The organism is Pseudomonas sp. p50(2008) (assembly GCF_015351605.1).
In the GTDB taxonomy this organism is placed as follows: Bacteria; Pseudomonadota; Gammaproteobacteria; order Pseudomonadales; family Pseudomonadaceae; genus Aquipseudomonas.
This window is the reverse complement of the sequence record NZ_JACMYF010000012.1, coordinates 84142-108507: the sequence shown is the minus strand read 5'-3', so window position 1 is coordinate 108507 and position 24366 is coordinate 84142. Positions and strand designations below refer to the sequence as shown.

The following is a 24366-nucleotide window of genomic DNA, read 5'->3' as shown; positions in this document are numbered from 1 at the left end:
AGCTATTCCATCACCAAGGAGCGGAAGCATGGCGTTTGACGCATTTGTAAAAATCGATGGTATCCCCGGCGAAGCTTTGGATGAACAGTACCGCGACTGGATCGAGGTCAACGGCTACAGCTTCGGCACCCATCAAAGCACTTCCGCGACAGCCAGCTCCAGTGGGGGCGCCGGTTCCGGTCGGACGACGTTGAGCAACTTCACGTTCACCAAACTACTGGACAAATCCAGCTGCAAACTGATGGAGGCGAGCTGTGCCGGGGAGCATCTGAAAGAGGTCAGTCTGGTGCTGAGCCGTGCGGGAGGCGACAAGGTTAAATACTTCGAGATCATCCTCGAAGAGGTCATCATTGCCGACTACACGCAAAATGCCTCTGCCGGCATTCCCGTAGAAGTCGTGCAACTGAATTACGGCCGCATCAAAACCATCTACACCCAGCAAAAACGCAGCGACGGTGCCGGCGGCGGCAACATCGCGGGTGGCTGGGATCGTATCAGCAACAAAAAGTATTCGTGAGGCTGAAATGGCAGAGCCTCTAGCGTTTATCAATTCACAGACACAAACCTATCAAGCGCTGAAAACTCAATTGCGACTGACGGGCGCCTCTAACAGCAAATTCGATGTACTCAATGGTCATATTGCCAACACTGTAGTGTTGGCTGGCGAGCTCGTGATCATCGGCGATTCGTCCACTGCATCTTGTACGAGCCAAGAGGCGTACTTGATGGCAAAGGCACGGGATATCCACATTGGTTTGCTGATCAATCAGGTCGATGCGGACGACTTTTTTCTGGATAACTTCGAGCTGCTGAAGGAGGTGCTCAAATACAGCTCAATTGGCGCGGGTGTCGTCAGTGATGGGTGGAGCAGGCATATGGCGGCCATAGGGAAAACACTGGAAGAGATCGAGGCGCTACACAAGGAGTTTTTGCGCACTGAATCATTGGCTGCCAGGAAAAAATTCATAGCTGAGCGCGCCATTGTGTTTGGCAAGCTGGATCAGCAGCTTGCAAAAGCAGCGTCGTATGGCTCAGGACTTCGTTATCAAAGCTCGATAAAACGAATGCTGGGAATTTCGACCAAGAGCTTTTTGCATACCGGGGAGATTGCCGGGTATGCGGAAAAAGTCTCTGGCGTGGCCAAGGCTGCAAAGCTGATCAAGAACGGAGTCTATATCGGTACGGCATTGACTGTTGCCTCCTCTGGAATTGCAATCAGAAACGCGTGTGTGCTGGGGCGGGAGGATGAGTGCAGAAAAGCTAAATACGTAGAGGGTTCATCGTTGGCTTTCAGTTTGGGAGGCGGGGCCGCATTAGGATATCTAGGTGGGACTGCCGCCACATTTGGCTGCATTGTCGTGCTTAGCATTACCACTGGTCCCGGAGTACTCGTATGTGGTGTCGTAGGTGGTGCGTTAGGTGGATGGGCAGGTGGTTCATTAGGAAGCGAACTAGGTGAAAGTTTCGGTGAGTATTTGTACGATGGAATCGTACAATGAGCCTGTTGCCACTTGGCTTAATTGGACTACTTATCGGTGCTCCGATCATATTAATGGTGGTTTGGCTAACCTATATGGTGCACGTATACACTGAGAAAGCGGAAGCGTTGATGCCGAACAGCAGTTTTGTTGATGCTAATAAAAAAGCCTTTTCTCAAGCTGGAATTTTCGGCAAGTCTATACGGAATGGCTTCCTCACTATGGTATTGCTTACTCCACATTTGACAGCGAAGAGGGGTATTGTTGACGTCCAAGAGATCAAGCACTTTCCTAAGAAGTTTAAGAGGATGCTCGTTGTAACATGGGCTGCGAATTTCTTGCTTTGTTTGGCACTGTTAGTCTTTGGAAGTTATCTGAAGTACCTAAAGTGAGGTTTTCCTGGTTTTCTTAAAACTCCCTCATAGTGAATTCAGGACCAGTAACATGCCGGCTTCCACGACCCGCAACCTACCGAACACCAACCCCCGTCATCGACTCGGGCACCCATTGCGCCTTGTACGAAGGCCCCGTATGTGAAGGATGCTTCTTTGGCTGGCAGCTTGACGGGGGGGCGCGGTTTTGGGGGTTATTCAACAACACTAGGGGGATTTATAGGTGACTATAAGTATGGAGGAATGAGGTGATGCTCCAAGTGCCGCTCGGCCTGATTGGACTGTATATCGGGGTTACCTTGACTCTTACAGAAATATGGTTGGCTTACATGGTCCACGCCTACACAGAAAAAGCCGAAGTATTGTTGCCGAAAAGCAGCTTTGTAGACGCTAACAGAAAGGTGTATTCACAGGCTGGGTTTATTGGAAAAGTGATGCGAAATGGATTTCTCACGCTAGTCTTGGCGATGCCTGGGCTTTGCGTGCACAGAAAATGGGACAGATTTATTTTAAGTTAATAAATCTGTCCCCTTTTTTCGCTTCTTCCTGTCACCTTTTTCTGTGGAAAGATTGACAGAAGCCAGCGTCGATGAATCTACTCAGCCATGATCGCCTGATACTGTTTCTGGTACTCGGCATAAGGGAGGTTTTGATCCATCAATGCTTTGACGCGCGATTCTTTGTACTGAGCAGGGGTCAGCATTCCAACCGGAACGGCGGTGAGCGTGGAAGTTGTGGTCTGGGTAGCTGGCGTAATGTTTCCGATACATTGATATTTGACGATCATTTGGCCAGCAGTGCAGTTACCCCAGCCATCGCGGACTTGGCAGTTTTGTGTTTGTCCGCCGAAAGGTTCGGCACGGTTGTAACCCCAAACCGCACATTTACTATTTGCAATTGATTCTGCTTGTTTAGGGTCAACGATCGGAGTCTCAAAGGGTTTGAAATCGTAAGCCATGTCTATAGAGCCGTCCGCCCGGCTCCCACCGGTCGCGTAAAAGTCTTTACGGCTGGAGCAGCCAGTTACCACAAAAGCCAGCATTACCAGAAGAAGCAGCTTACGCATGGAGAAAATCCTTTTCAGGTTCAAGAAGTACGATGATGGCAATGCGCCTTGTCACTGTATACACAAACAATCCGTTGTTGGGTAATTTTAGGTGGGAAAGGCTGCTTGCCAAAAAGTGGTCATTCGTGCAGAGAAAGTCACACGGCCGCATGTCGGCGGACGGTGTACAGTTTTCCAACAACACATCAGAGAACATCGGCAGGACTCCGCATGAGTGACCCAACCACAATCCGCCAAGCCGTCGCATCCGACGAAGCCGCAGTCCGCACCTGCGCCGAGTAAGCCTACGCCCCCTACGTCGGTGTTATCGGTCAACAACCTTCCCCAATGCTGGCAGACTACGGCTCACATATCGCCGCAGGCCACGTCTACGTCCTCACCACCGAAAACGACGAGCTCCAAGGCTTCATCGTCTTCTTCGCGGTCCACCAACAGATGTTCCTCGAAAACGTCGCCGTTTCAGACTCAGGCCGGGGGCAGGGGATCGGCAAATCACTCATCCAATTTTGCGAGACGCAGGCAGTGCGCCTGGGCCTCATCAGTGTCCATCTCTACACCAACGCAAAGATGACCGAAAACCTGTCGATTTACCCTCGACTTGGTTACATCGAAGTCAGCCGGCATTCGGAAGATGGATTCGATCGCGTCTATTTTGAAAAGTCACTGGGTTAAGACCTAATGCCGGTCAGTTAAGCGAAAGTGATTCCTGTAGGAGCGAGCTTGCTCGCGAAAAATGCCAAGGCAACGCATTTATTCTGAATAAACGTGGTTGGCCTGAGTTTTTCGCGAGCAAGCTCGCTCCTACAAAATCCTTCGCTGACTGGCATTAGGGTTGAGACCGGGCGCTGTCGACGCCTGAGGCTCGCGACTCAACCCATACTAAACAACTGCCGAATCAAATTCGGCGTACTTCCCGTCCAGCGTTTAAACGAGCGACGAAAGTTGGCTGCATCGCTGAAGCTCAAATAGTCCGCCACTTCCTCATTGCTAAGCCCTTTGACCTGATACAGATACAGCGCCACCTGTTTGCGCACGCGATCCACTTGCTGCTGAAACCCGGTGTCGTGTTTTTGCAGTTTGCGTTTGAGGGTGGCGGGGCTCATGGCGAAGGCCTGGGCGGCTTGTTCCAGGCTCGGCGGTTGGCGCACGTGTTCGATCAGGTAGGTGTAGAGGCAGTCGGTGAAGCTCTCCGCAAAACCAAGCTGTTCGATTTGCCCCACGGCTTCCAGGCGGGCGACCTGGCCGGCGGTGGCTGAGGCGTTGGGCCAGGGTTGGGCGAGGTATTCCCGGGGGATGCGCATCAGGTCCAGTGGGCGTTTGAACTGGGTGTCTTCGCCCAGGTGCACCCAATACTGTTCGACGTACCGCGGCTCGGCATGGCTGAGGCTGCATACCCACGGCAGGCGGCGGCCGCTGAGCCACTGACTCATGGCCACCAGCGAGGTCATGCTCGCTTCCAGCAGGAATCGCCATTGCTCACCCGCGCCGCAACTGTCCAGCCAATAGACGTAGGCGAACTGTTCATCCAGCAGCAAGCGCGGTGTGGCCAACGGGCTGAGCAATGCCTGTTGCTGCACCAGCGAGTCGAGGGCCTGGTGCAGGTTTTGTGCGTGGCGCAAGGCGTGGCTGACGGCGCCGTAGTGTCCAGGCAGTAATCGCTGGCCGAACAGGAAACTGCTGTCGTCGGCGTCCAGCAGGCGTCGGCTGTTGCCGATCAGTTGCAGAAACTGCTGCGGGCTGAGGCGAGTCTGGCCCGCCAGAATGTCTTCGTGAAACAGGCCGGTGCCGCGTAGCAGGCGATGGCTGTCAATGTCTCGGGACAAGGCCAGATCGATCAGGGTGGCGGGTTGGTAATGCCCGGGGATGAAACGGCTGTCGGCTTCGTACCAGGTGGTTTTGACGGTCATCGCCGGGCCTCAGGCGCTTTTGGCGAGTGGTTGCTTGGCCCGCGCCAGCGCCAGGTTGAGGCGTTTGAGCAGGGTTTCAGGCGTCTCGTCGAGGGCCATCACCACCGCCGTACTGGCCGCCAGTTGCAGGCGTTCGCCGTGTTGGCGGGTCTTGTGGGCCAGGCTGTGCACGGCGTGTTGCAGCTCGTGCGCCAGGAGCTGCGCCTGACGCTCGCCGGTGTTGGGCAGCAGCACCACAAAACGGTCGCCGGCCAGACGGCAGAGCAGGTCCTGGCGGCGCAAGTTGAGCAGCAGCAAATGACTCAGGGCCTGCAGTACGGCGTCGCCTTCGGCATGGCCGAAGTGCTGATTGATGGAGGCGAAGTTGTCCAGGTCCAGTACCAGCAGCGACAGCGGTTGTTGTTGGCTGATGCTGTCGGCGAGGCTGTCGGCCAGTTGCCGTTTGAGGTAGTCGGCACTGCCCAGCGGCGTGAGTTTGTCGAACAGTCGGTGTTCGCGAAACAGCCGCTCGCGTTTCTCCATCTGCGCGCTGATCGCCAGTTGTTCGCGATGCCAGTGATAGATGCCGATGGTCAACAGAATCATGCCGACCGGCATCGGCCCGGACTCCAGCCAGTGATCCCAGGTGATGCTGTCGGGCAGGCGGATGAACTCGTCAAGGCTGTCGATCCACCAGGAGAAAAAGATGCAACTGAGCCCCAGCGCCAGGTAGTTGGTGACCCGTCCGGCAGGGCGGCTTTTGAGCACCAGCCCCAGCCAGACCAAGGCCAGCAGCGCCGAGCCGCCTTCGCCGATGATGTCCAGCCAGACCCACTTACTGACGGTTTTCAGGTCGCCGCAGGCCAGGTGCAGCAGCAAACCGAGGTTGGCCGCCAGCAGCAGGGCGGTGAGTTTCCAACGGTGGGGCTTGAGCACTAAGAACATGACAGCGGTCCTTGGATGAGGAAGCGATGCGCGCCAGCACAGCAGATGTTTGTGACAGTCGGGTGACGAGGCGCGAAGGGAGGGGGGAGGTCGAATCAGCTCACCGTGAATTGGTTTTTCCGCGCCGCGCCGTGCGTTCCCATGAGCGCTCCCTTGCTTCGAACGGCGTTCCGACGCGGGTGTCCGCACATCCGACAGGGAGCCTGACCGACTCACCGTTATTGCCAGCAGGTCAATTCAGCTCATTCCCACCCCCAATGCCCGGCAAACAGGCGGTTTAAAGGGCTTGCTGCCCGTTGCTGTCACAGAACCGTCACGCCCCATGCCTAGCTTGCCCTCCCAGTTGCCGGGCCACTTGCCTGGCGTTAACGGACTCTTTGGGGGAGGACATTCATGGACCAGCGCAGCAGTCATCCGCGCCGCGGCACCGTCGGGATCTTCAGTTTCACGCTCACGGCGTTGACCATGGCATTGGTCAGCGAACGGTTGAGCGCCGCAGACGCCACGGCCAATGTCGAGCATGTCGAAGTGGTCGGTCAGGCGGCGAGCATCAATTCGGCACTCAAGGAGCAGCGCCGCTCCGACAACATCGAAAGCGTGGTGCATGCCGATGGCATGGCGCAGTTGCCGGACGAGAACGTCGCCGAAGCGGTGCAGCGCCTGCCGGGTGTCAGTGTCGAACGTGATCAGGGCGAGGGGCGATTTGTCAGCGTGCGGGGCTTGGGCCCGGACCTGAACAGCGTCACCATCAACGGTACGCTGGTGCCGTCGCCGGAAAGCGAGCGCCGCGCCGTGGCCCTCGATGTGTTGCCGTCGGAGCTGGTGCAATCGCTGTCGGTGATCAAGACCTTGACGCCGGATATGGATGCCAACTCTCTGGGCGGTACGGTCGATGTTCGCAGCCTGTCGGCGTTCGATCACCCGGGTCTGTTCTACACCGGGAGTAGCGAGGCCAGTTACGACAAGAACACCCACCAGACCAGCCCGAAATTCTCCGGCGCGGCCAGCGACCGTTTCAGCCTGGGCGACGGCATCGATAACTTCGGTGTGGCGGCAGCCCTGAGCTGGCAGAAGCGTGACTTCGGTTCGGACAACGTCGAAACCGGCGGCGCCTGGGATTTTCAGCGAGGTGCGCGCCTGGAAGAATTCGAGCAGCGCGACTACGACATCAGCCGGGAACGCACCGGCGGCGGCCTGAACTTCGACTACAAGCCCGATGACCTGAGCAGCTATTACCTGCGCACGTTGTACAGCCGTTACAAGGACAGCGAGACCCGCAACTCCACCAGCATCGCGTTCGCCGACCCGCAGGCGGCTGGCGAGCTGGGCGATGCCGAAAGCAAACGAAAGCTCAAGCAGCGCGAAGAGACCCAGGAAATTCAGTCCTACGTGTTGGGCGGTGAACGCCTGTTCGGCCTCTGGACCCTCAGCGGTCAGGCCGGTTACAGCCGCTCCAGCGAAGACAGCCCCGGCCACATCGCCAACGCCGCGTTCGATGCCAATGACGACTTCACCGACAGCGGCTTCTATAGCAACGACAAGCCACGGCCGATCATTGGTCAGGGCTTCTACGACCCGAACAACTTCACCCTCGATAAAGTCGACTGGGAAAAGCAGAACACCACCGACACCGAGAAAAACCTGCGCCTGGACCTGGCCCGTGATTACGACCTCAACGGGTACGCCTCGCAGGTCAAGTTCGGCGGCAAGGTCAGCCGGCGCAACAAGGACAACGACCTCGACGCCTGGGTCTACGAAGACTTCGACGAACTGGGCTTCAACGATGAACAACTCAACCTCAGCCAGTTCCGAAAAGGCTCGGTGGATTACCGCCTCGGCCAGTTCGGGCCCGGCATCAGCGGCAGTGCGATCAAGCAGTTGATCGGCGGGCTGAACCGCGATGACTTCTACGATCCTGTGGAATCGGCGGTCAACGACTTCAAGATGAGTGAGGACATCAACGCCGGTTACCTGATGAACACCTTCGACATCGACGATTGGCGGTTCATCGCCGGCTTGCGCTACGAGGGCACCGAGTTCGATGCCAAAGGCACCGGCGTCAACGATGGCGAGTTCGAAGCCACCGACACCAAACGCAAATATCACCACTGGTTGCCGGGCTTGCATGCGCGTTACCAACTGGACAAGAACACCCAGGTGCGTGCGGCCTGGACCAAGACCGTGGTGCGCCCGACCTTCGGTCAATTGGCGCCGGGGTTTGTCATCGACGGCGACGAGGCCACGTTTGGCAATCCTGATCTCAATCCGCTGGAGTCGAGCAACCTCGACCTCGGTATCGAGCACTTCATGGGACGTGCCGGCACGGTCTCGGCGTTCGTGTTCTACAAGGACATCAAGAACTTCGTCTACAACACCGATCTGGCCGGCACCGGCGCCTGGGTGGACTTCGCCGAAGCCCACACCTTTGCCAACGGTGACAGCGCAAAACTCTACGGGCTGGAGCTGGCCTATTCGCAGCAGTTCGACTGGCTACCAGCGCCGTGGAACGGCTTGCTGGTCGGGGCCAACGCCACCTTCAGTCGTTCCGACGCCGAGATCGAAGGCTTCGACGCCGCCAGTGGCACGAACCTCAAGCGCAGCATCGATTTGCCGAACCAGTCGGACACGGTCGGCAACCTGATGCTCGGTTGGGAAGACGACAAACTCAGCCTGCGCCTGTCGGCCAACTACAAATCGGACTACCTCTATGAGCTGGCCCCGATCAACGACAAGGCCCACGACCTGCACGTCGATGCCCAGACCTTCGTTGATTTCAGTGCGCGCTACTCGCTGACGAAAAACCTGCAAGTGAGCTTCGAGGCGCAAAACCTCACCGACGAGTCGTACTTCGTCTACACCGGCAACCGTTCCTACAACGGCCAATACGAAGAGTACGGCCCGACCTACAAGCTCGGCCTGACTTTCACCCATTTCTAAGTGCCGGGACGGCAGCCCGGTGCTGCCGTCGCGATGGATGCACGACAAGGACTTTGCCTGTTCATGACTATTTCTTTGCGACACACACACTGGCTGCTGGCCGCGATGATCAGCCTGGCCGCTGGCCCGACCCTGGCGGCGACACCTGCGCTGACGCTGACGCCATGGGCGCCGAATCTCAAGGTCGAGGAACTGGCGTTCCTGTCCGCCGATCAACGCCTGGCGGTCAGCCCCCGTGATGGCTTGCTGTTGCTGGACGCCAAAGGCGTCGAACTGGCGCGAATGAGCGGTTCATTCAGCAGCCTCGACAGCCGTGCCACCGCGCAGCAGGTGTTCGTTGCCAGCCTCGACACCAGCCGCCAGCAAGCGCTGGTGGTCGGCCTCGATTCGGCCAAGCGCACGTGGGGCACGCCGCTGTATTTGCCGACGCGGGACTTCGGGGTGAATGGCCTGTGCCTGTATCGCGACGACGCCAGCAACTTGTTTGTCTTTCTGGTGGGCGAGGAGGGCAAGGGTGAGCAATGGCTGCTGGGCAACGGCAACGTTCTGAACACCGAGGCACAAAAGGTCCGCAGTGTGCCGCTGCCGCCGTCGGCGCAGTTTTGTCAGGTCGACGACGCTGCGCATCAACTGGTAGCCAACGAAGAAAACGTCGGTTGGTGGGCGTACCCGGCACACGCGGAAGCCGATGTGACCCGCACGCCCGTGGCGATGCGTGACCCCTTCGGCGACATCAAGGGTGCCGCCGGTGCGCTGGCGCTGGTCCCCGGTGGCGTCGTCGGGCTCGATCCGAAAGCGGCGCAACTGCACCTGTATCAGCAGCAGGGCGAACGCTGGACGGCCCAGGCCACCTTGCCGTTGACCGGCCTGAAGGAACCGGAAAGCCTGGCCCTGCGTAACACCGACAAAGGTTTGCAGGTGTTGATCCGTGACGATGCCGACGGGCGTGTGTACCAGGGCCAGATCGACTGGCAAGCCAAGGCGGTTCCCTTGGCGCCGGTGTTGCCGAGCGTGCCAGCGCGTGTTCAGACCGATCCGGTGGCCCGTCAGGGTGATGCGGCGGACGACCCGGCGATCTGGATTCACCCGCAGCAACCGTCCCTCAGCCGGGTGCTGGGCACCAATAAAAAACAGGGTCTGTTGGCGTATGACCTGCAGGGAAAACTGCTCCAGGAGTTGCCGGTCGGGCGCTTGAACAACGTCGATGTTCGACCCCACTTCAAGCTCGGCGAGCAGACCGTGGACCTGGCGGTGGCCAGTCACCGCGACCACAACAGCCTCAGCCTGTTCGCCATCGACCGCAGCAGCGGCGAGCTGCGCGACATCGGCGAAGTGGCCACGCCGCTCAAAGACATCTACGGCATCTGCCTGTTTCAACCGGCCAGCGGTGAGATCTACGCGATCGCCAACGACAAGGACGGCACCTTCCTGCAGTACCGCCTCAGTGCAGCCAATGGCCGGGCTCAGGGTGAGCTGGTGCGTCAGTTCAAGGTCGACAGCCAGCCGGAAGGCTGCGTCGCCGACGACCAGCGCCAACGACTGTTTCTCGGTGAGGAGGATGTCGGGGTCTGGGCCGTGGACGCGCGTGCCGATCAACCGGCGACGCTGACCAGCGTGATCAAGGTCGGCGCGCAGTTGCAGGCGGATGTCGAAGGCCTGGCGCTGTATCAAAGCGCGGGGCGGGATTATCTGGTGGTGTCCAGCCAGGGTAACGACAGCTACCTGGTGCTCGACGCCGAGCCGCCGTACGCCAGTCACGGCGCGTTCCGGGTCGGTTTGAACGCGGCGGCGGGCATCGACGGCGCGTCGGAAACCGATGGCCTGGAGGTGACCTCGGTCAACCTCGGTGGCCCCTGGAGTCACGGCATGCTGGTGGTGCAGGACGGCCGCAAGCGGATGCCCGAGCAAGCCCAGAACTTCAAATTCGTGCCCTGGGCCGAGGTCGTCCAGGCCCTGAAGCTGCCCTGATCCGGACCGTCATCATTCGGTCATCAATTTTCCATCGAATAGCCTCGCGACCGTTGCGCATCAACGGTCACGCGGCACCTCACAAGGAGTTTCACCATGCAGGCCACGCTCGAACACATGACGATCTGGGGGCTGATCAGCGACGCCAGCCTATTGGTCAAAGCCGTGATGCTCACGCTGTTGCTGGCCTCGTTGCTCAGCTGGTACCTGATCATCCAGCGCAGCCGTGTGCTGCACCGCCGCGAGCGCAGGTTGAACAGCTTCATGCAGCGTTTTCGCAGTGCATCTGAGTTGCTGCCGTTGCTGCGTGAAACGGCACAGGTAAAGGATGTGGAGGCCGGGATCGAACCGGTTTTTCGCGCAGGCTATCAAGAGTTTTGTCACTTGAAGCAGCAAGCCGGTCACCACCCCGACGTGGTGCAAGAGGGCGTCGAGCGAGCGCTGTACGTCGCCATCAGCGAGGAAGAAGTGCGCCTGGAAAAAGGTCTGCAATTTCTCGCCACGGTCGGCTCGGTGAGCCCTTATATCGGCCTGTTCGGCACGGTGTGGGGGATCATGAATTCGTTCATCGGCCTGTCGCAAGTGCAGCAGGCGACGCTCTCGACCGTCGCACCCGGCATCGCGGAGGCGTTGATCGCCACGGCGATTGGTCTGTTCGCGGCGATCCCTGCGGTGATCGCCTACAACCGCTTCGCGGCGCGCAGCCAGACCCTGCTCACGCGCTACTACGCCTTCGGCAACGAACTGCAAGTGCGCCTGCACCGCACGTTGCACGGTGCGCCGTTGAACCTGGCCGCTGCGGCCTGAACGGACTTCAAGGAGAGACGAGATGCTAGTCAGGCCGCAACGCAAACATGGGCCGAAGGCCGAGATGAACGTGGTGCCTTACATCGACGTGATGCTGGTGCTGTTGGTGATCTTCATGGTGACCGCGCCGATGCTGACCCAAGGCGTGAAAATCGAATTGCCCAAGGTCGCCAGTGAGGCCTTGGCCAACGACACGCGCCAGCAGATCCTCACCCTGTCGGTGAAAGCCGAGGGCGGTTATTACTGGAACCTCGGCGGTGAACTCGACACCCAGCATCAGACTGATAGCGCCGTGGGCCTCGATGAACTGCGCGCCAAGGTCGAGCAGATCATCGCCCAGCGACAGGACACGCAGGTGTATATCCGAGCGGACCAGGATGCCGGGTACGGCAGCGTCGTGGCGGCCATGGCGGCGTTGCAACAGGGCGGCGTGAGCAACCTCGGGCTGGTGACCGAGGCCCCGCAATGACCACGATGATCCTGCACGACACTACACCGCTGGCGACAGGGAGGTGGACCTCGATGAAGCGCAGCGACCTCTGGCAGCACAGCTTTGCGGCGGGTCTGGCGGTGGCGCTACATGGCGTCGTGGTGCTGTTGTTGATCAACAACTGGTCCCCCGAAGTGCCAGCAGTAAAACCACCGAACGTCATGACCACACAGTTGGTGATGGTGGCGCCGACGGTGCAGCCGCCTGCGCCAGAACCCGCACCCATGCCAGTGGCCGAACCTGTGGTCGCGGCCCCGGCAGCCGTGACGCCGAGTGTGCCGGTTGAACCGGCCAAGCCGCAGATCGACCCGCAGATCCAGGCGCGCAAGCTCGAGCAGGCAGCCTTGGCGCGCAAGCGTGTCGAAGAGCGCCAGCGCGAACAACTGGCCGAGCAGCAACGTCAGCAACAGGCCTCTCGAGTGCGCGAGCAAGCCGCAGAACAACAGCGCCAGGCGCAACAGCAAGCGCAGCAAGCGGAGCAGTCCCGGCTGAACGCCGAGCGCGCCCGGCAACAAGCCGCTGCGGATAGCCGTCAGTACCTACCACTGAGCAAGGAAGCGCCGGAGTATCCGGCACGGGCGCTGGACAAAAATATCGAGGGCGACTGTTCCGTCGAATACACCGTCAACCCGAAGGGCCAGATCGAAAACCCCAAGGTGCTGGACGGCTGCCACCCCTTGTTCATTCGTCCCTCGCTGGCGGCCGCGCAAACCTTCCGCTATCAGCCGCGCATCGTCGACGGTGTGGCCGTCGCCGTGCCGTCGGTGCGCAATACCTTTCATTTCAGGATCAAGTGAGGGAGAGGGGCCGGGGCTGTATCTAGTCTCTCAGGGCAGAGGGCTTGGGAAGACCTTAGGGAAAACAGTACCTCCCACTGTGTGAATATTGGCTTTGCTCATGGCCGTATCCGCGTGTCAGAACGTCTGTCCCAGGGAGAACTGGAACACTTGCTTGTCGGCATCCTCAGGCGTTCGAACCGGCAGCGCCAGGTTAAAGCTCAAGGGCCCCAGCGGGCTGTACCAAGTGAGGCCGACCCCCACTGAGCTGGCCATTTTGCTGAGATCAATACCGTCGCAGCCCTGGGAGGTGCTCAGGTTGCACTTGTCCGAGAAGACATTGCCGACGTCCCAGAACAAAGAGGTGCGCAAGGATCTGGTGTCTTTGATGAAGGGCATCGGGAACAGGTACTCCACCCCTGCGGTGATCAAGATGTTACCACCCAGTGCTTCGGTATCCCGGTCGGAGTAGTACGCTTGGCCGGCGCTGGCATAAGTGCCGGTGGCCGGGGTATTGCGCGGTCCGAGGGTACCGCTTTTAAACCCGCGCACTGAACCTTCGCCGCCGGCGGTGTAGTTTTCATAGAAGGGCAGGCTGTCGGTTGAGCCATAGCCATTGCCATATCCGAGTCTGGTATGGAAACGCAGCGAAGTGGAGCTTCTGATCGGGAGGAAGGTCTGCCCGGTGTAATCGATTTTGTAGAAGCTCAAGTCGCTGCCAGGCACCGTCACCATCATGTTCAGGTTCTGCGAGTGGCCGCGGGTGGCCAGCAAGCCTCTGTTCAACGTCGATTCCGACCAACCGAGGCTGGCTTTGAAATTGTTGAATTCTTTACCTTCGCGCTGAATAAAGTCGTAGATCTCATCGGCGCTATAGGTGGCCGGCTTGATACTGTCGTGTTGCATTGACAGGCCGAAACTCAAGCGAGAGGTTTCACTGATCGGGTAGCCGAGCGTGGTTCCGGCGCCATAACTGTCAATGGCGTAGTAGGTAGCGCTGTTTTTATAGTAATCGCTGTAATCGGTCGCGCTGTAGAAAATGTTGTGACCCAGGCTCACGCCATCAGCGGTCCAGTACGGGTCGACATAACCGAAGTTATAACGGCTCTGGTATTTACTGCGGGTCAAGCCGATGCTGACCTTGTTACCGGTACCCAGGAAGTTGTTCTGGGTGATCGAACCACTGAGGATCAAACCGGCGCTCTGAGCGAAACCAACGCTGGCGGAAATCGAACCGGAAGCCTGTTCTTCAACGCTGTAGTTCACATCAAGCTGATCATCGACACCTGGCACTGCCGGCGTTTCGACGTTGACTTCCTTGAAGAAGCCCAAACGCTCAAGACGGGTCTTGGACTGGTCGATCAGGTAGGTCGAGGCCCAGCCCCCTTCCATTTGACGCATTTCACGACGCAACACTTCGTCTACAGTCTTGGTGTTGCCGCGAAAGTTGATGCGATTCACGTAAGCACGCTTGCCCGGATCGACCGCGAAGGTGATGTCGACGGTGTGGTCATCGTCGTAAGGCACCGGTACGCCGTTGACGTTGGCGAAGGTGTAACCCTCGTTACCCAGGCGACGTGTGATCAGTTCGGATGTAGTGCTCATTAGCTTGCGCGAAAACACCTGGCCTTTCTGGACCAGCTGGAGCGACTTGACCTGGTCTTCAGGGACTTTCAGGTCACCGCTCAACTTGACGTCACGAACGGTGTATTTCTCGCCTTCGTTGACGTTAACGGTGATATAGACGTGCTTCTTGTCCGGGGTAATGGACACCTGGGTCGAAGCGATATCCATGTTGATATAGCCGCGGTCCAGGTAGTAGGAACGCAGACGCTCCAGGTCGCCGGACAGCTTTTCCCGAGCATACTTGTCATCGTTCTTGAAGAACGAGAGCCAGTTGGTCGTCTTGAGTTCGAAGAGGTCGATCAGGTCTTCATCCGGGAAGACGGTGTTACCCACCACGTTGATGTGCTGGATAGCTGCGACGGTACCTTCGTTGATGTTGACCTTCAGCCCGACACGGTTGCGCGGCTGCGGCACCACTTCGGTATCAACGGTCGCCGAGTAACGGCCCTGAGCGACGTATTGACGCTGCAGCTCGTTACGCACGCCTTCGAGGGTGGCACGCTGGAAGATCTCGCCTTCAGCCAGACCGGACTGCTTGAGGCCCTTCATCAGGTCTTCAGTGGAGATCGCCTTGTTGCCTTCGATCTCGATACTGGCGACCGACGGACGCTCGACTACCGTGATGACCAGGACGTTGCCATCGCGGCCCAGCTGGATATCTTGGAAGAAACCGGTTTTGAACAACGCACGAGTGGATTCCACCAGGCGACGATCGTCCACCTGCTCGCCGACGTTCAACGGCAAGGCACCAAAGACGCTCCCCGCGGAGACCCGCTGGAGGCCATTGATACGAATATCCGAGATTGTGAAGTCTTGGGCGTGCGCAAATGTGATATCGAGCAGCAGCGCAACCGAGCAGAGCAGGCGCGAAAAATTCATCAAGATCTTTCCAGTACACATCGACAGGCAGCGCAGGCGCACTTGGATAACCGTTGTAGACGGGTCATCACACAGCGACCATGCGGGCGGAGAGCGAGCATAAGAGCGCGGGGCGTTTGGTGCGGTTAACCAACTGTCAAGTTATGTAAAGGTTGAAGCGATGACGCTGCGGGGTGCAAAGACGATACTGCGCGCATTCCCACTCGCGAGCTCGCCATGACTCACGTATTACTAGTTGACGATGACCAGGAACTGACTGGAATGCTCAGCCAATTTCTGGAGCGTGAAGGTTTTGAAGCGACTGCCGTGCACACGGGTGAAGAGGGTGAGATTCAAGCGCTTTCGGGGCGCTACAGCATTGTGGTGCTGGACGTGATGCTTCCCCTGCTCTCGGGGATCGAGCTGCTCAGGCGTATTCGGACCCGCAGCCAGGTCCCTGTGATATTGCTCTCCGGCCGTGGTGACAACATTGACCGCATCACTGGCCTGGAGCTCGGTGCTGATGATTATGTACCCAAGCCCAGTTCGCCGGGTGAGCTGGTGGCGCGTTTGCGCGCAATCATGCGCAGGGTGCAGCCAGCGGCTCAGCCAACTATGGAAATAATCAAGACGGGCCCTCTGGTTTTATGGCCGGGTAAACGCCATGCCCTTTGGAACGGGAACGAACTGGAGGTGACGAGTACCGAGTTCAGTTTGCTCGAGGAACTGGCCCGGAGTGCCGGTGAAGTGGTGAGTAAAAAGGATTTGTCTCTCAATGCCATGGGATGCCCATTGACGCGATACGACCGGCGCATCGACGTGCATATCAGCAGCATTCGTCAGAAGTTGGGTCCGCGCCCTGACGCCTCGGCCTGGATTCAGAGCGTGCGAGGCCTCGGTTATTTGCTGATAGCCGAATGAACAAACCCAGTCCTGGATCAAACCCACGATGAGCATGCGCAATGATGAAATGGTCGATCTGGCCGGGGACTGTGGCCAAACGGCCGATCCGTTGAAACTGCTGGTAGAAGCTCAGCAGCACCTGATACACGAAATCGCTCACGAACTGCGCTCACCGTTGATGCGCATGCAAGCGGCCATCGGGCTGTTGCGGCAAGATCCGGCATGCCGGGAAATGGTGGAACGCATCGAACGCGAGTCGATGCGCATGGACACTCTGATCGAGGCGTTGTTGACCCTGGCGCGCCTGCAGAGTTACCCCGAAAGTATCCAGCGCGAGCCGCTCGATGTTATCGAATTGCTGACTGAGATTACCGAAAATGCTCAATTCGAGGCAGGATTGAAAGGTTGTAAGGTCAGCCTGAAAACGTGTCCAGCCTTTGTCAGTTGTGTCAGTGGTGAGCTGCTGTATCGGAGTTTCGAAAACGTCATTCGAAACGCAGTGCGCTTTACCCTGCCTGGAACGACTGTTGCGGTATCCGCCCGGATCAATCCCGACGCAGGCTGCCTGAATGTGCGGATCACCGACCAGGGACGGGGTATTGCAAACGAACGACTGCACAGCATTTTCCAACCGTTCGAACGCGGCATGAGCGAGGCCGGTACCGGTTTTGGACTGGGCCTGGCGATCGCTGCCAGGGCTGTGGAAATACATGGCGGTATGATCATGGCGCGTAATGAGCTATCGGGTGGACTGACCGTCGAAATCAGTCTTCCCTGTCGGGCCTGATCTTTACACGAAATTACATTGGCTTGACGGCCCTGTACGCGGCGGCTCACTAAACTTCCCGTTCAATTTAATCAGCGTTTTTCTGAACTTTAATGAAGTTATTGGGCGGAGGTGGCGATGTTTCAGGTGCATAAAAAAGGATTGGTTGGCGGTCAGAAACGGGTGGATGGTCTCGTCCCCTACGACTTCTTTTGCGAAGATAATCCGGCGATCAATCTGTTCGTGTTTACAGGCTCTGCCGCCCAGGACAAAGCGGTCGATGAACAGACGCTCTGGGGCTTTACCCGTCTGGAACGTTTTGAGGCGCTGACGGGCACTCTCATGTCGAACAAAAAACAAAAAGGCTGGTTTCAAACAGTCAACGTCCTCACCGGTCCTGCCAAGAACGGTACTCAAAGTGTGAAGTTTCAGCGGGTGCTGAAAATCATTAAACATGTCGGTGCATCGGGCCATGGCGACAAAAAGGCGGAATACGAAATCCTGACGGATGAAGGCGATATCTACTTCACCCGCCGGTCTGCTGCGCCCAACGGTACGCAAACCATCATTTACGCTGCGGACCACTGAAGCACCCTTGGCTGACACGAATTTACTGAACATACGTCGAGCTGAATCATGGTCCGGCCGGCAGTTCTGGTGCACAGGAGATTGCCCCCTCGACCTGATGATGATCGGCCTGGCGAGAAACGGCGCCGGCACCTGGGATATCCCCTTGAACGTCGATATCAGCTGAATAGCCATAAAAAAGGCCGCTGCATACACAGCGGCCAGAAACCGTCTCCCGTTTTACAGCGGGAGGCCGTTACACCCGATAAGACTCAAACTTTCGCCGGGTTCTGTTTCTCCGGGTCAATCCCATAAAGCGCAATTGCCTCCGCTACTTTTTCCCTTGCCACCCCTCCGTCGTCGGCCAGCGCTTTCAAGGCCGCCAACGCGATGAAGTGGCGATCCACTTCGAAAAACCTGCGCAGCGATTCCCGGGTATCCGATTGGCCGAAGCCGTCGGTGCCCAATGCCACGAAGCGCCGCATGGGCACGAACGGGCGGATCTGGTCGGCGAATATCTTCATGTAATCAGTCGCGACCACCACCGGACCCTGTTTATCTTGCAGGCAACGTTCAACGTGACCGATACGAGGCGCCTCATGCGGGTGCAGCAGATTCCAGCGTTCGGCCTCCTGGCCGTCCCGACGCAGTTCGGTCAGGCTGGTGACGCTCCATACTTCGCTGCTGACATCGAAGTCCTGCTCCAGCAACTGCGCGGCGGCGATGACTTCTTGCAGGATTGAACCGCAGCCCATCAGTTGTACATGCTTGCCTACGATTGGCTGCGCCGGGGCCGAGAGCCGATACATACCTTTGAGAATGTCCTGCTCGACACCTTCGGGCATGGGCGGATGGGCGTAGTTTTCGTTCAACAATGTGATGTAGTAGTAAATGTCTTCGTTTTCGACATACATGCGCCGCATGCCATCCTGGATGATCACGGCCAGTTCATAGGCGAACGTCGGGTCGTAGGACACGCAGCACGGTACGGTGGAGGACAGCACATGGCTGTGACCATCGTCATGTTGCAGGCCTTCGCCCATCAGCGTGGTTCTGCCGGACGTAGCGCCCAGCAGAAACCCCCGGGCGCGGGCATCGCCTGCCGCCCAGGCCAGATCGCCGACGCGCTGGAAGCCGAACATTGAATAAAAGATGTAGAAGGGCACAGTCGTCACGCCGTGCGTACTGTACGAAGTACTCGCCGCGATCCACGAAGAAATTGCGCCGGACTCGTTCAATCCCTCCTGCATGATCTGTCCATCCCGCGCCTCCTTGTAGTAACTCAGTTGCCCGGCGTCCTGAGGGGTATACAACTGGCCGATGTGGGAATGGATGCCGATCTGGCGGAACAGGCTTTCCATACCGAAGGTGCGTGATTCGTCCGGAACAATGGGCACGATCAGCTTGCCGATATTCGGGTCTTTGAGCAGCGTGCCGAGGATGCGCACAAACGCCATGGTGGTGGAAATACCACGCTCGCCAGTGCCTTTGAGCTGGGTGTCCAGGGCCGACAATGGCGGGATCTGCAACGGCTCGACCGCGCTGAAGCGAGCAGGCACGTAACCGCCCAGTTGGGTACGCCTGGCTTGCAGATAAAGGGCCTCGACACTGTCTGCTGCCGGTTTGAGGTAAGGCATGTCGCCCAGTTGATCGTCGGTGAGTTCCAGCGCGAAACGATCACGGAACGCTTTGACAGCATCCTCGCCCATCTTCTTGAGCTGATGGTTGATGTTCTGGCCTTCGCCTGCTTCGCCCATGCCGAAGCCTTTCACGGTCTTCGCCAGAATGACCGTCGGCCCGCCGGTGTGGCGCATCGCGGCGGCGTAGGCGTTGTAGACTTTTTCCGGGTCATGGCCGCCGCGAGAGAGCTTCCAGATTTCTTCGTCGCTCAGGTCGCTGACCAACTCCAGCAACTCAGGGTATTTGCCGAAAAAATGCTCACGGACGTAAGCGCCGTTTTGGGATTTGTAGTTTTGAGAGTCACCGTCCACGCACTCCATCATGCGCTGACGTAGCAGGCCGCTTTTGTCCTTGTCCAGCAAGGCATCCCAACCGCTGCCCCAGATCACCTTGATGACGTTCCAGCCGGCTGCCCGGTACAGGCTTTCGAACTCCTGAATGACCTTGCTGTTGCCGCGCACCGGTCCGTCCAGACGCTGGAGGTTGCAGTTGACGACAAAAATAATATTGTCGAGCTTCTCCCGACCCGCCAGGGAAATCGCCGCCAGGGATTCCGGCTGGTCCATCTCGCCGTCACCGAGAAACGCCCAGACTTTTCGGCCTTGATGTTCTTTCAGGCCACGGTCTTCGAGGTAGCGCATGAATCTGGCCTGGTACGCGGCGGTAATCGGGCCGAGTCCCATGGACACCGTCGGAAATTGCCAGAAGTCCGGCATGAGTCTTGGGTGCGGATAGGACGAGACACCGTCGCGGTCAGTCTCGCGGCGGAAATTGTCCAGCTGCTCTTCGCTCAGGCGACCTTCCAGATAGGCGCGCCCGTAAATGCCCGGTGAAGAGTGGCCCTGGATGTACACCATGTCGCCACCAAACTGCTCGGTGCGCCCACGGAAGAAATGCTCGAAACCGACGTCGTACAGAACGGCCGCCGAGGCATAGGACGCGATGTGCCCACCCACGTTCGAGTGTTTGCCGGCGCGCAGCACCATGGCCAAAGCGTTCCAACGGATGTAAGCATTGATTCGGCGCTCTATGGTCAGGTCGCCGGGGTAGGGCTGCTGACGGTCGACCGGGATGGTGTTGACGTAGGGCGTGGTGACGCGCCCGTAAAAATCACCATGGCGGCTGGCATCGAAATCCAGCATCTGATCGATCAGGTAGTGAGCGCGGGTACGCCCTTCGACGCTCGCCACCGATTCGATGGAATCGAGCCATTCGCGAGTTTCTTGTGGATCCTCGTCGAGAAACAGGGGTTGTTGTGCCATCGTCGTCTCCTGGACAGTGCAGCAGCACCGAGTCGTTGGGTGCCTGGCTAAGGGGCGTGGGTCGACGCCAACCAAAAAGAATATTTGTAGTTGCAGTTGCAACTACATGCGAGAACTTAGCCCGCCGCACGCTACAATTGCAACTAAATCGATGTCATGAAAAAGGTGATGCATGTCTTCAAGCGATCCGGATACCTGGTTCAGATTCGTCAGGGCCCACCGCTGCCTGATCCGGGAAATCGAGCGTCGACTGGCCGCCGCCGGGCTGCCGGCGTACGCGTGGTACGACGCGTTATGGGGCCTGGAAAGCGGCCCCGAGGGCACCCGACGCATGAGCGAATTGGCTGACGTGATGGCGATCGAGCGCTACAACCTCACCCGATTGGTGGACCGTCTGGAGGCCGAAGGCCTGGTCATACGCAGCCGTGCCAGCGATGACGGCCGGGGTGCGTTTGCTGCCATTACCGAGAGCGGGAAAGTGCTGCGTAAAAAAATGTGGGCAATCTATGAAGGGGCGGTGGACGAGCTGTTTTTGTCGCAGTTCGACGACGAGCAACAGCGATTCCTCAGTGACGCGCTTGAGCGGGCCGCAATGGCAGCGCGCAACAGTGGGCGAGCGGGCTGAGCGTTGTCCTGTCACTGCAGCAGATAACGCTCCATGGCCTGTTCGACACACGCCTGCGCGATAACACCTTCCTGGGCCAGCGCTCGCAGAGCGAGTGCCACGATCCAGCGTTTATCCACCGATATGCCCGAAGATCTGTCGGTTGAATCCGCGCCGATCGCCACGAACCGTGACTGGATATGCCCACCGATCTGATCGGCGACATGCTGGGCATAACCGGTCACCGCCACCACCGGGCAATCATCGGCGCCCAGGCAGTCGAGCAGATGCGACGACTGCCGTGGCAAGTCGGGATGCATCCGGTTCCAGCGTTGTGCCTTGTCCGCATCACGGGCCAGGCGGGTGTAGCTGGGGCAGCTCCAGAGTTCGCTTTCGACACCCCAGTCATCACGCAACATCTGCGCCGCTGAGGCCACCGTCTGCAACGCCAGCCCCGCGCCCAACAAGCGGACCCGGGGTTGCCCGGCATCTGTACCGAACTCGTTGAGCTTGTACATGCCCTTGAAGGCCTGGCTCGCACTCAGGCGGCTGATGGGGGCGACGACATCATCGTGTTCATCGTGAAGCGCCATGTAATAGAAGCCGGCATTGCCTTCCACATACAAACTTTGCAATGCCGCTAGCGCAATGGCGTGCGCTTCGGCACCGCTGGCGGGGTCGAAGGGCAGACAGTGCGGATTGGCGGCCAGCCACAGCGCAACCCAGGGGTGAGCGCCTTTAGGCCAGCGGGAGGGCAGGGTTTCTATGTCATTGCACAGAATGCCCCGGCGGGCGGACTCGTTTGACAGTGCGCAAAGTTCGGCTGATGTCGCTGAACGGGTCAGGTACAACAGCGGTTTTTCGCTGGCGCAGGCAGTCGGGCTGAAGCGCAGAGGCCAGGCGCTGATACGTGGGTGACAACTGTCGACTTGAGACTGCTTGTCGGACCGAATGACCCAGACATGCCGTGCCGTTCCCGGATCCCTTTCCAGTCGGTTGGCGATATCGATCATGGTGTAACGCGGAGAAGAGAAGCCCGCGGTGTTTTGACGTGCCAGGGTTCGGATTTTATCGATGCAGGCCTGAGCAGCTAGGCGGGTATCCGGTGTTTTGCTGAAGCTGGAAAGGCCGATCATGTTCCACAATTCTCCATGCGTTCCGTCATGCCTGCACCATACTGCACGCTTCAACATGATTGCAAATGCAATTAGATTGCCATGGAATGGAGTTTCCTCATGAACGCGCCTTACCCATTGCAGTCGTTCGCAAAAGCCAATAACTCGCCGTACGTGATCCTCTGAAAAATGAACGGGTCGCCTTAAAAACGACGAATGTCCAATGTCGCGCGCAATCCACCGGTCGGACGATTCTCCAGTCGAATCTGCCCACCCAGGCGAAATGCGATGGCCTGGACGATGGTCAATCCCAGACCTGCTCCCTGGGCATTCCCACGGCTATAGAATCGCTCGAAGAGTCGATCACGCTCCGACTCGTCAATACCTGGCCCCTCGTCCTCCACACTTAACTCGTAGTGATCCTCTTTTTTCACCAGCCTCACGGTGATCAGTCCTTGAGGCGGGGAGAAGTTTGCGGCATTGGTCACCAGATTGTTCAAGGCGATGTGGATGGCCCCGGCGTCGACTTTGACAAGGCTGACCTCTTCGACGGTATCGAACGCCAGTTCAAGTCCCTTGCTCAATACCCAGGGTGTCAGTTGAACCAGACTCTCTCGAACCGTTGCCACCAGATCGATGCTCGAGGCCTCCTGTGTTGCGGACTGGGGTTCAATGCGAGCCATCGTCAGCAGTTGATTGACCAGCCGAGTGGTACGGTCCACACCGTCGATCAGGTGCTCAAGCGATTCGAGTCGATCTTCTTCGTTCCGTGCCTCCATCAGGTTTTGCGCATGGACCCGCAGCACTGCCAGTGGCGTTCGCATCTCATGGGCGGCGTCAGCGATGAAGCGCCGCTCGCGACCCATGACCTCTTGAATCTGCGCCAACACACGGTTGAGCGCCGCCTGCATAGGTTCGAGTTCAGTGGGCAAGGGCGTCAATTGCAATGGCTCAAGCGAGCCCGAATGCCTGGCTCGCAGGGTTTTCGCCATATCGATCAGCGGTTTGAGCCCCCACCCGATTGCCATCCAGATCACCACTGCAAGCAGCAGGCTGCCTATCAGGTTGGGCACTACCGTGTGACGGACAATCCGATCCACAAGATCGGCTCGTACGTCGTCACGTTCTCCCACCCAGATTTTCAGACCATATTGCGTGTCATCCAGCACAAACGCGCGCCACTTTCGGCTGGTGACGTCAGTGACGTCACTGAAACCCGGGGTGACCTGCGGGGACGTAAAAGATGGCGCACTGGCCGTATGAACCAGTAGCGCGCCTTGCGAGTTCCAGACTTGAAAAGCGATTTTGCTTTCGTACGGATGGCCATCCACTTTCGGTGCCGCTTGGCTCAACGCCTGATTGAAAGCCCGATACAACTCGGCGTGTTGTTCGCTGGCCATGGGCATGCGCATTACGCCCTGTAACAGACGAGCGTTCTGCGCCAGTTGAGCATCGTACACTTCATCAATTTCATGATTGCTGTCGTGTAGATTGAACGCAGTCATGATCAGTAGACCGAGAAACAACAGGACGAGGATGAGCGTGAGGGTGCGGCGCCGAATAGAGTTCATTGGCGCTCCTGCACCAGGTAGCCGACGCCGCGAATGGTGCGGATCAGGTCGCTGGAGAACTTCTTGCGCAAGTGATGGATGTGCACTTCCAGCGTGTTGCTTTCCGCCTCCTCGCTCCAGCCGTAGAGCAACTGCATCAGGTGATCCCGGGTCATCACCCGGCCCGGAGGCGAAAGCAGTTCATGGAGCAACTGATACTCCTTGGGGGTCAAGGCTACGGGTTCGCCGTTATAGCTGACTTGCTGCGTAGTGGGGTTCAAGCTGATGCCCGCGTGTTCAATCAGTACCTGGGCGCGACCTGCGCTACGTCGCAACAAGGCACGCAGGCGAGCCTTGAGTTCAGCCAGGTCGAACGGTTTGATCAGGTAGTCGTCGGCGCCGGCATCCAGCCCGGCGATGCGATCCTCGGTAGCGTCACGCGCAGTGAGGATCAACACCGGCAGGTTGGACCCACTGTCGCGCAGGCGACGTAGCACCTCCAGCCCGTCCATACGTGGCAGCCCGAGATCCAGCACTGCCAAATCGAAGGTTTCGCTAAGCAGCGAATGCAGCGCACTGTTGCCATCGCGTAACCAGTCGACGGTGTAACCCTCTCGGTCGAGCGCCTGATGGATACCTTCACCCAGGGCGATGTCATCCTCGATCAGTAATAAGCGCACACGGACTCCT

General features: G+C 58.4%; 21 protein-coding genes and 1 pseudogene. 14 read left to right on the top strand and 8 right to left on the bottom strand.

Going from position 1 to position 24366, the window contains the following annotated elements:
• Positions 1-28: 28 nt before the first annotated feature.
• The 4 genes from H7698_RS28400 (at position 29) to H7698_RS28385 (ending at position 2388) form a co-directional block, all read left to right on the top strand.
• Positions 29-517: an Hcp family type VI secretion system effector gene (locus H7698_RS28400; RefSeq protein ID WP_194693617.1), complete on the top strand. Its 489-nt coding sequence runs from the start codon at positions 29-31 to the stop codon at positions 515-517.
• Between the two features lie 7 nt (positions 518-524).
• The gene (locus H7698_RS28395; RefSeq protein WP_194693616.1) at positions 525-1499 is read left to right on the top strand and encodes a hypothetical protein; all 975 of its coding nucleotides are present in this window, start codon (positions 525-527) and stop codon (positions 1497-1499) included.
• Positions 1496-1870, top strand: a complete 375-nt coding sequence (locus H7698_RS28390; RefSeq protein ID WP_194693615.1) for a hypothetical protein — start codon at positions 1496-1498, stop codon at positions 1868-1870. Before H7698_RS28395 ends, H7698_RS28390 begins: the two co-directional genes overlap by 4 nt.
• A 251-nt stretch (positions 1871-2121) precedes the next feature.
• Positions 2122-2388: a hypothetical protein gene (locus tag H7698_RS28385; RefSeq protein WP_194693614.1), complete on the top strand. Its 267-nt coding sequence runs from the start codon at positions 2122-2124 to the stop codon at positions 2386-2388.
• Positions 2389-2465: 77 nt separating this feature from the next.
• Here H7698_RS28385 and yecR read toward each other — a convergent pair whose 3' ends face one another.
• Positions 2466-2936, bottom strand: a complete 471-nt coding sequence (yecR, locus tag H7698_RS28380; protein WP_194693613.1) for a YecR family lipoprotein — start codon at positions 2934-2936, stop codon at positions 2466-2468.
• Positions 2937-3263: 327 nt separating this feature from the next.
• Between yecR and H7698_RS28375 the strand changes: the two genes are divergently transcribed.
• A complete protein-coding gene (locus H7698_RS28375; protein ID WP_328803778.1) occupies positions 3264-3608 on the top strand; it encodes a GNAT family N-acetyltransferase in 345 nt (114 codons plus the stop codon).
• A gap of 197 nt (positions 3609-3805) precedes the next feature.
• Here the strand turns inward: H7698_RS28375 and H7698_RS28370 are convergent, their stop codons facing one another.
• Positions 3806-4843 carry an AraC family transcriptional regulator gene (locus tag H7698_RS28370; RefSeq protein WP_194693612.1) on the bottom strand — a complete coding sequence of 346 codons (1038 nt, stop codon included), beginning with the start codon at positions 4841-4843 and terminating at the stop codon, positions 3806-3808.
• A gap of 9 nt (positions 4844-4852) precedes the next feature.
• Complete coding sequence (locus H7698_RS28365) at positions 4853-5767, bottom strand: GGDEF domain-containing protein (RefSeq protein WP_194693611.1); 915 nt, start codon at positions 5765-5767, stop codon at positions 4853-4855.
• A 393-nt stretch (positions 5768-6160) separates the two neighbouring features.
• Here H7698_RS28365 and H7698_RS28360 point away from each other — a divergent pair, with 393 nt between their 5' ends.
• The 5 genes from H7698_RS28360 (at position 6161) to H7698_RS28340 (ending at position 12766) form a co-directional block, all read left to right on the top strand.
• Positions 6161-8704, top strand: coding sequence for a TonB-dependent receptor (locus tag H7698_RS28360; protein WP_194693610.1), 2544 nt, complete (start codon positions 6161-6163; stop codon positions 8702-8704).
• Positions 8705-8809: 105 nt separating this feature from the next.
• Positions 8810-10672, top strand: a complete 1863-nt coding sequence (locus H7698_RS28355; RefSeq protein WP_442966339.1) for a phytase — start codon at positions 8810-8812, stop codon at positions 10670-10672.
• A 96-nt stretch (positions 10673-10768) separates the two neighbouring features.
• Positions 10769-11479, top strand: a complete 711-nt coding sequence (gene tolQ / locus H7698_RS28350) for a protein TolQ (RefSeq protein WP_194693608.1) — start codon at positions 10769-10771, stop codon at positions 11477-11479.
• A gap of 22 nt (positions 11480-11501) precedes the next feature.
• Complete coding sequence (tolR, locus tag H7698_RS28345; RefSeq protein WP_194693607.1) at positions 11502-11948, top strand: protein TolR; 447 nt, start codon at positions 11502-11504, stop codon at positions 11946-11948.
• The gene (locus H7698_RS28340; RefSeq protein WP_194693606.1) at positions 11945-12766 is read left to right on the top strand and encodes an energy transducer TonB; all 822 of its coding nucleotides are present in this window, start codon (positions 11945-11947) and stop codon (positions 12764-12766) included. The genes tolR and H7698_RS28340 overlap by 4 nt, the downstream gene beginning before the upstream one ends.
• 117 nt (positions 12767-12883) lie before the next feature.
• Here H7698_RS28340 and bamA read toward each other — a convergent pair whose 3' ends face one another.
• The gene (gene bamA / locus H7698_RS28335) at positions 12884-15250 is read right to left on the bottom strand and encodes an outer membrane protein assembly factor BamA (RefSeq protein ID WP_194693605.1); all 2367 of its coding nucleotides are present in this window, start codon (positions 15248-15250) and stop codon (positions 12884-12886) included.
• Between the two features lie 216 nt (positions 15251-15466).
• On the opposite strand from bamA, the gene H7698_RS28330 reads away from it, so the two are divergent.
• The 3 genes and pseudogenes from H7698_RS28330 to H7698_RS28320 all read left to right on the top strand — a co-directional run bounded on the left by H7698_RS28330 (position 15467) and on the right by H7698_RS28320 (position 17486).
• Complete coding sequence (locus H7698_RS28330; RefSeq protein ID WP_162438770.1) at positions 15467-16150, top strand: response regulator transcription factor; 684 nt, start codon at positions 15467-15469, stop codon at positions 16148-16150.
• A gap of 16 nt (positions 16151-16166) precedes the next feature.
• Positions 16167-16919 (top strand): annotated as a pseudogene (locus tag H7698_RS28325) (sensor histidine kinase); the annotation flags it as partial.
• A 117-nt stretch (positions 16920-17036) separates the two neighbouring features.
• Positions 17037-17486: a hypothetical protein gene (locus H7698_RS28320; RefSeq protein WP_162438772.1), complete on the top strand. Its 450-nt coding sequence runs from the start codon at positions 17037-17039 to the stop codon at positions 17484-17486.
• 251 nt (positions 17487-17737) lie between these two features.
• On the opposite strand, the gene aceE is transcribed toward H7698_RS28320, so the two are convergent.
• Positions 17738-20407 carry a pyruvate dehydrogenase (acetyl-transferring), homodimeric type gene (gene aceE, locus H7698_RS28315; protein ID WP_194693603.1) on the bottom strand — a complete coding sequence of 890 codons (2670 nt, stop codon included), beginning with the start codon at positions 20405-20407 and terminating at the stop codon, positions 17738-17740.
• Positions 20408-20579: 172 nt separating this feature from the next.
• On the opposite strand from aceE, the gene H7698_RS28310 reads away from it, so the two are divergent.
• Complete coding sequence (locus H7698_RS28310; protein WP_162438774.1) at positions 20580-21032, top strand: MarR family winged helix-turn-helix transcriptional regulator; 453 nt, start codon at positions 20580-20582, stop codon at positions 21030-21032.
• An 11-nt stretch (positions 21033-21043) separates the two neighbouring features.
• Here the strand turns inward: H7698_RS28310 and H7698_RS28305 are convergent, their stop codons facing one another.
• The 3 genes from H7698_RS28305 to H7698_RS28295 form a co-directional block, all read right to left on the bottom strand.
• Complete coding sequence (locus tag H7698_RS28305) at positions 21044-22147, bottom strand: transketolase-like TK C-terminal-containing protein (protein WP_194693602.1); 1104 nt, start codon at positions 22145-22147, stop codon at positions 21044-21046.
• A 182-nt stretch (positions 22148-22329) separates the two neighbouring features.
• The gene (locus H7698_RS28300) at positions 22330-23697 is read right to left on the bottom strand and encodes a sensor histidine kinase (RefSeq protein ID WP_162438776.1); all 1368 of its coding nucleotides are present in this window, start codon (positions 23695-23697) and stop codon (positions 22330-22332) included.
• Entirely contained in the window at positions 23694-24356 is a 663-nt protein-coding gene (locus tag H7698_RS28295) for a response regulator (protein WP_162438777.1), read from the bottom strand. The genes H7698_RS28300 and H7698_RS28295 overlap by 4 nt, the downstream gene beginning before the upstream one ends.
• Between the last annotated feature and the right edge of the window lie 10 nt (positions 24357-24366).

Excerpts from the sequence above, each read along its gene's own strand:
- H7698_RS28400 (WP_194693617.1), top strand. The coding sequence starts at position 29 with ATGGCGTTTGACGCATTTGTAAAAATCGATGGTATCCCCGGCGAAGCT.
- H7698_RS28395 (WP_194693616.1), top strand. The coding sequence starts at position 525 with ATGGCAGAGCCTCTAGCGTTTATCAATTCACAGACACAAACCTATCAA.
- H7698_RS28390 (WP_194693615.1), top strand. The coding sequence starts at position 1,496 with ATGAGCCTGTTGCCACTTGGCTTAATTGGACTACTTATCGGTGCTCCG.
- H7698_RS28385 (WP_194693614.1), top strand. The coding sequence starts at position 2,122 with ATGCTCCAAGTGCCGCTCGGCCTGATTGGACTGTATATCGGGGTTACC.
- yecR (WP_194693613.1), bottom strand. The coding sequence starts at position 2,936 with ATGCGTAAGCTGCTTCTTCTGGTAATGCTGGCTTTTGTGGTAACTGGC.
- H7698_RS28375 (WP_328803778.1), top strand. The coding sequence starts at position 3,264 with ATGCTGGCAGACTACGGCTCACATATCGCCGCAGGCCACGTCTACGTC.
- H7698_RS28370 (WP_194693612.1), bottom strand. The coding sequence starts at position 4,843 with ATGACCGTCAAAACCACCTGGTACGAAGCCGACAGCCGTTTCATCCCC.
- H7698_RS28365 (WP_194693611.1), bottom strand. The coding sequence starts at position 5,767 with ATGTTCTTAGTGCTCAAGCCCCACCGTTGGAAACTCACCGCCCTGCTG.
- H7698_RS28360 (WP_194693610.1), top strand. The coding sequence starts at position 6,161 with ATGGACCAGCGCAGCAGTCATCCGCGCCGCGGCACCGTCGGGATCTTC.
- H7698_RS28355 (WP_442966339.1), top strand. The coding sequence starts at position 8,810 with ATGATCAGCCTGGCCGCTGGCCCGACCCTGGCGGCGACACCTGCGCTG.
- tolQ (WP_194693608.1), top strand. The coding sequence starts at position 10,769 with ATGCAGGCCACGCTCGAACACATGACGATCTGGGGGCTGATCAGCGAC.
- tolR (WP_194693607.1), top strand. The coding sequence starts at position 11,502 with ATGCTAGTCAGGCCGCAACGCAAACATGGGCCGAAGGCCGAGATGAAC.
- H7698_RS28340 (WP_194693606.1), top strand. The coding sequence starts at position 11,945 with ATGACCACGATGATCCTGCACGACACTACACCGCTGGCGACAGGGAGG.
- bamA (WP_194693605.1), bottom strand. The coding sequence starts at position 15,250 with ATGAATTTTTCGCGCCTGCTCTGCTCGGTTGCGCTGCTGCTCGATATC.
- H7698_RS28330 (WP_162438770.1), top strand. The coding sequence starts at position 15,467 with ATGACTCACGTATTACTAGTTGACGATGACCAGGAACTGACTGGAATG.
- H7698_RS28320 (WP_162438772.1), top strand. The coding sequence starts at position 17,037 with ATGTTTCAGGTGCATAAAAAAGGATTGGTTGGCGGTCAGAAACGGGTG.
- aceE (WP_194693603.1), bottom strand. The coding sequence starts at position 20,407 with ATGGCACAACAACCCCTGTTTCTCGACGAGGATCCACAAGAAACTCGC.
- H7698_RS28310 (WP_162438774.1), top strand. The coding sequence starts at position 20,580 with ATGTCTTCAAGCGATCCGGATACCTGGTTCAGATTCGTCAGGGCCCAC.
- H7698_RS28305 (WP_194693602.1), bottom strand. The coding sequence starts at position 22,147 with ATGATCGGCCTTTCCAGCTTCAGCAAAACACCGGATACCCGCCTAGCT.
- H7698_RS28300 (WP_162438776.1), bottom strand. The coding sequence starts at position 23,697 with ATGAACTCTATTCGGCGCCGCACCCTCACGCTCATCCTCGTCCTGTTG.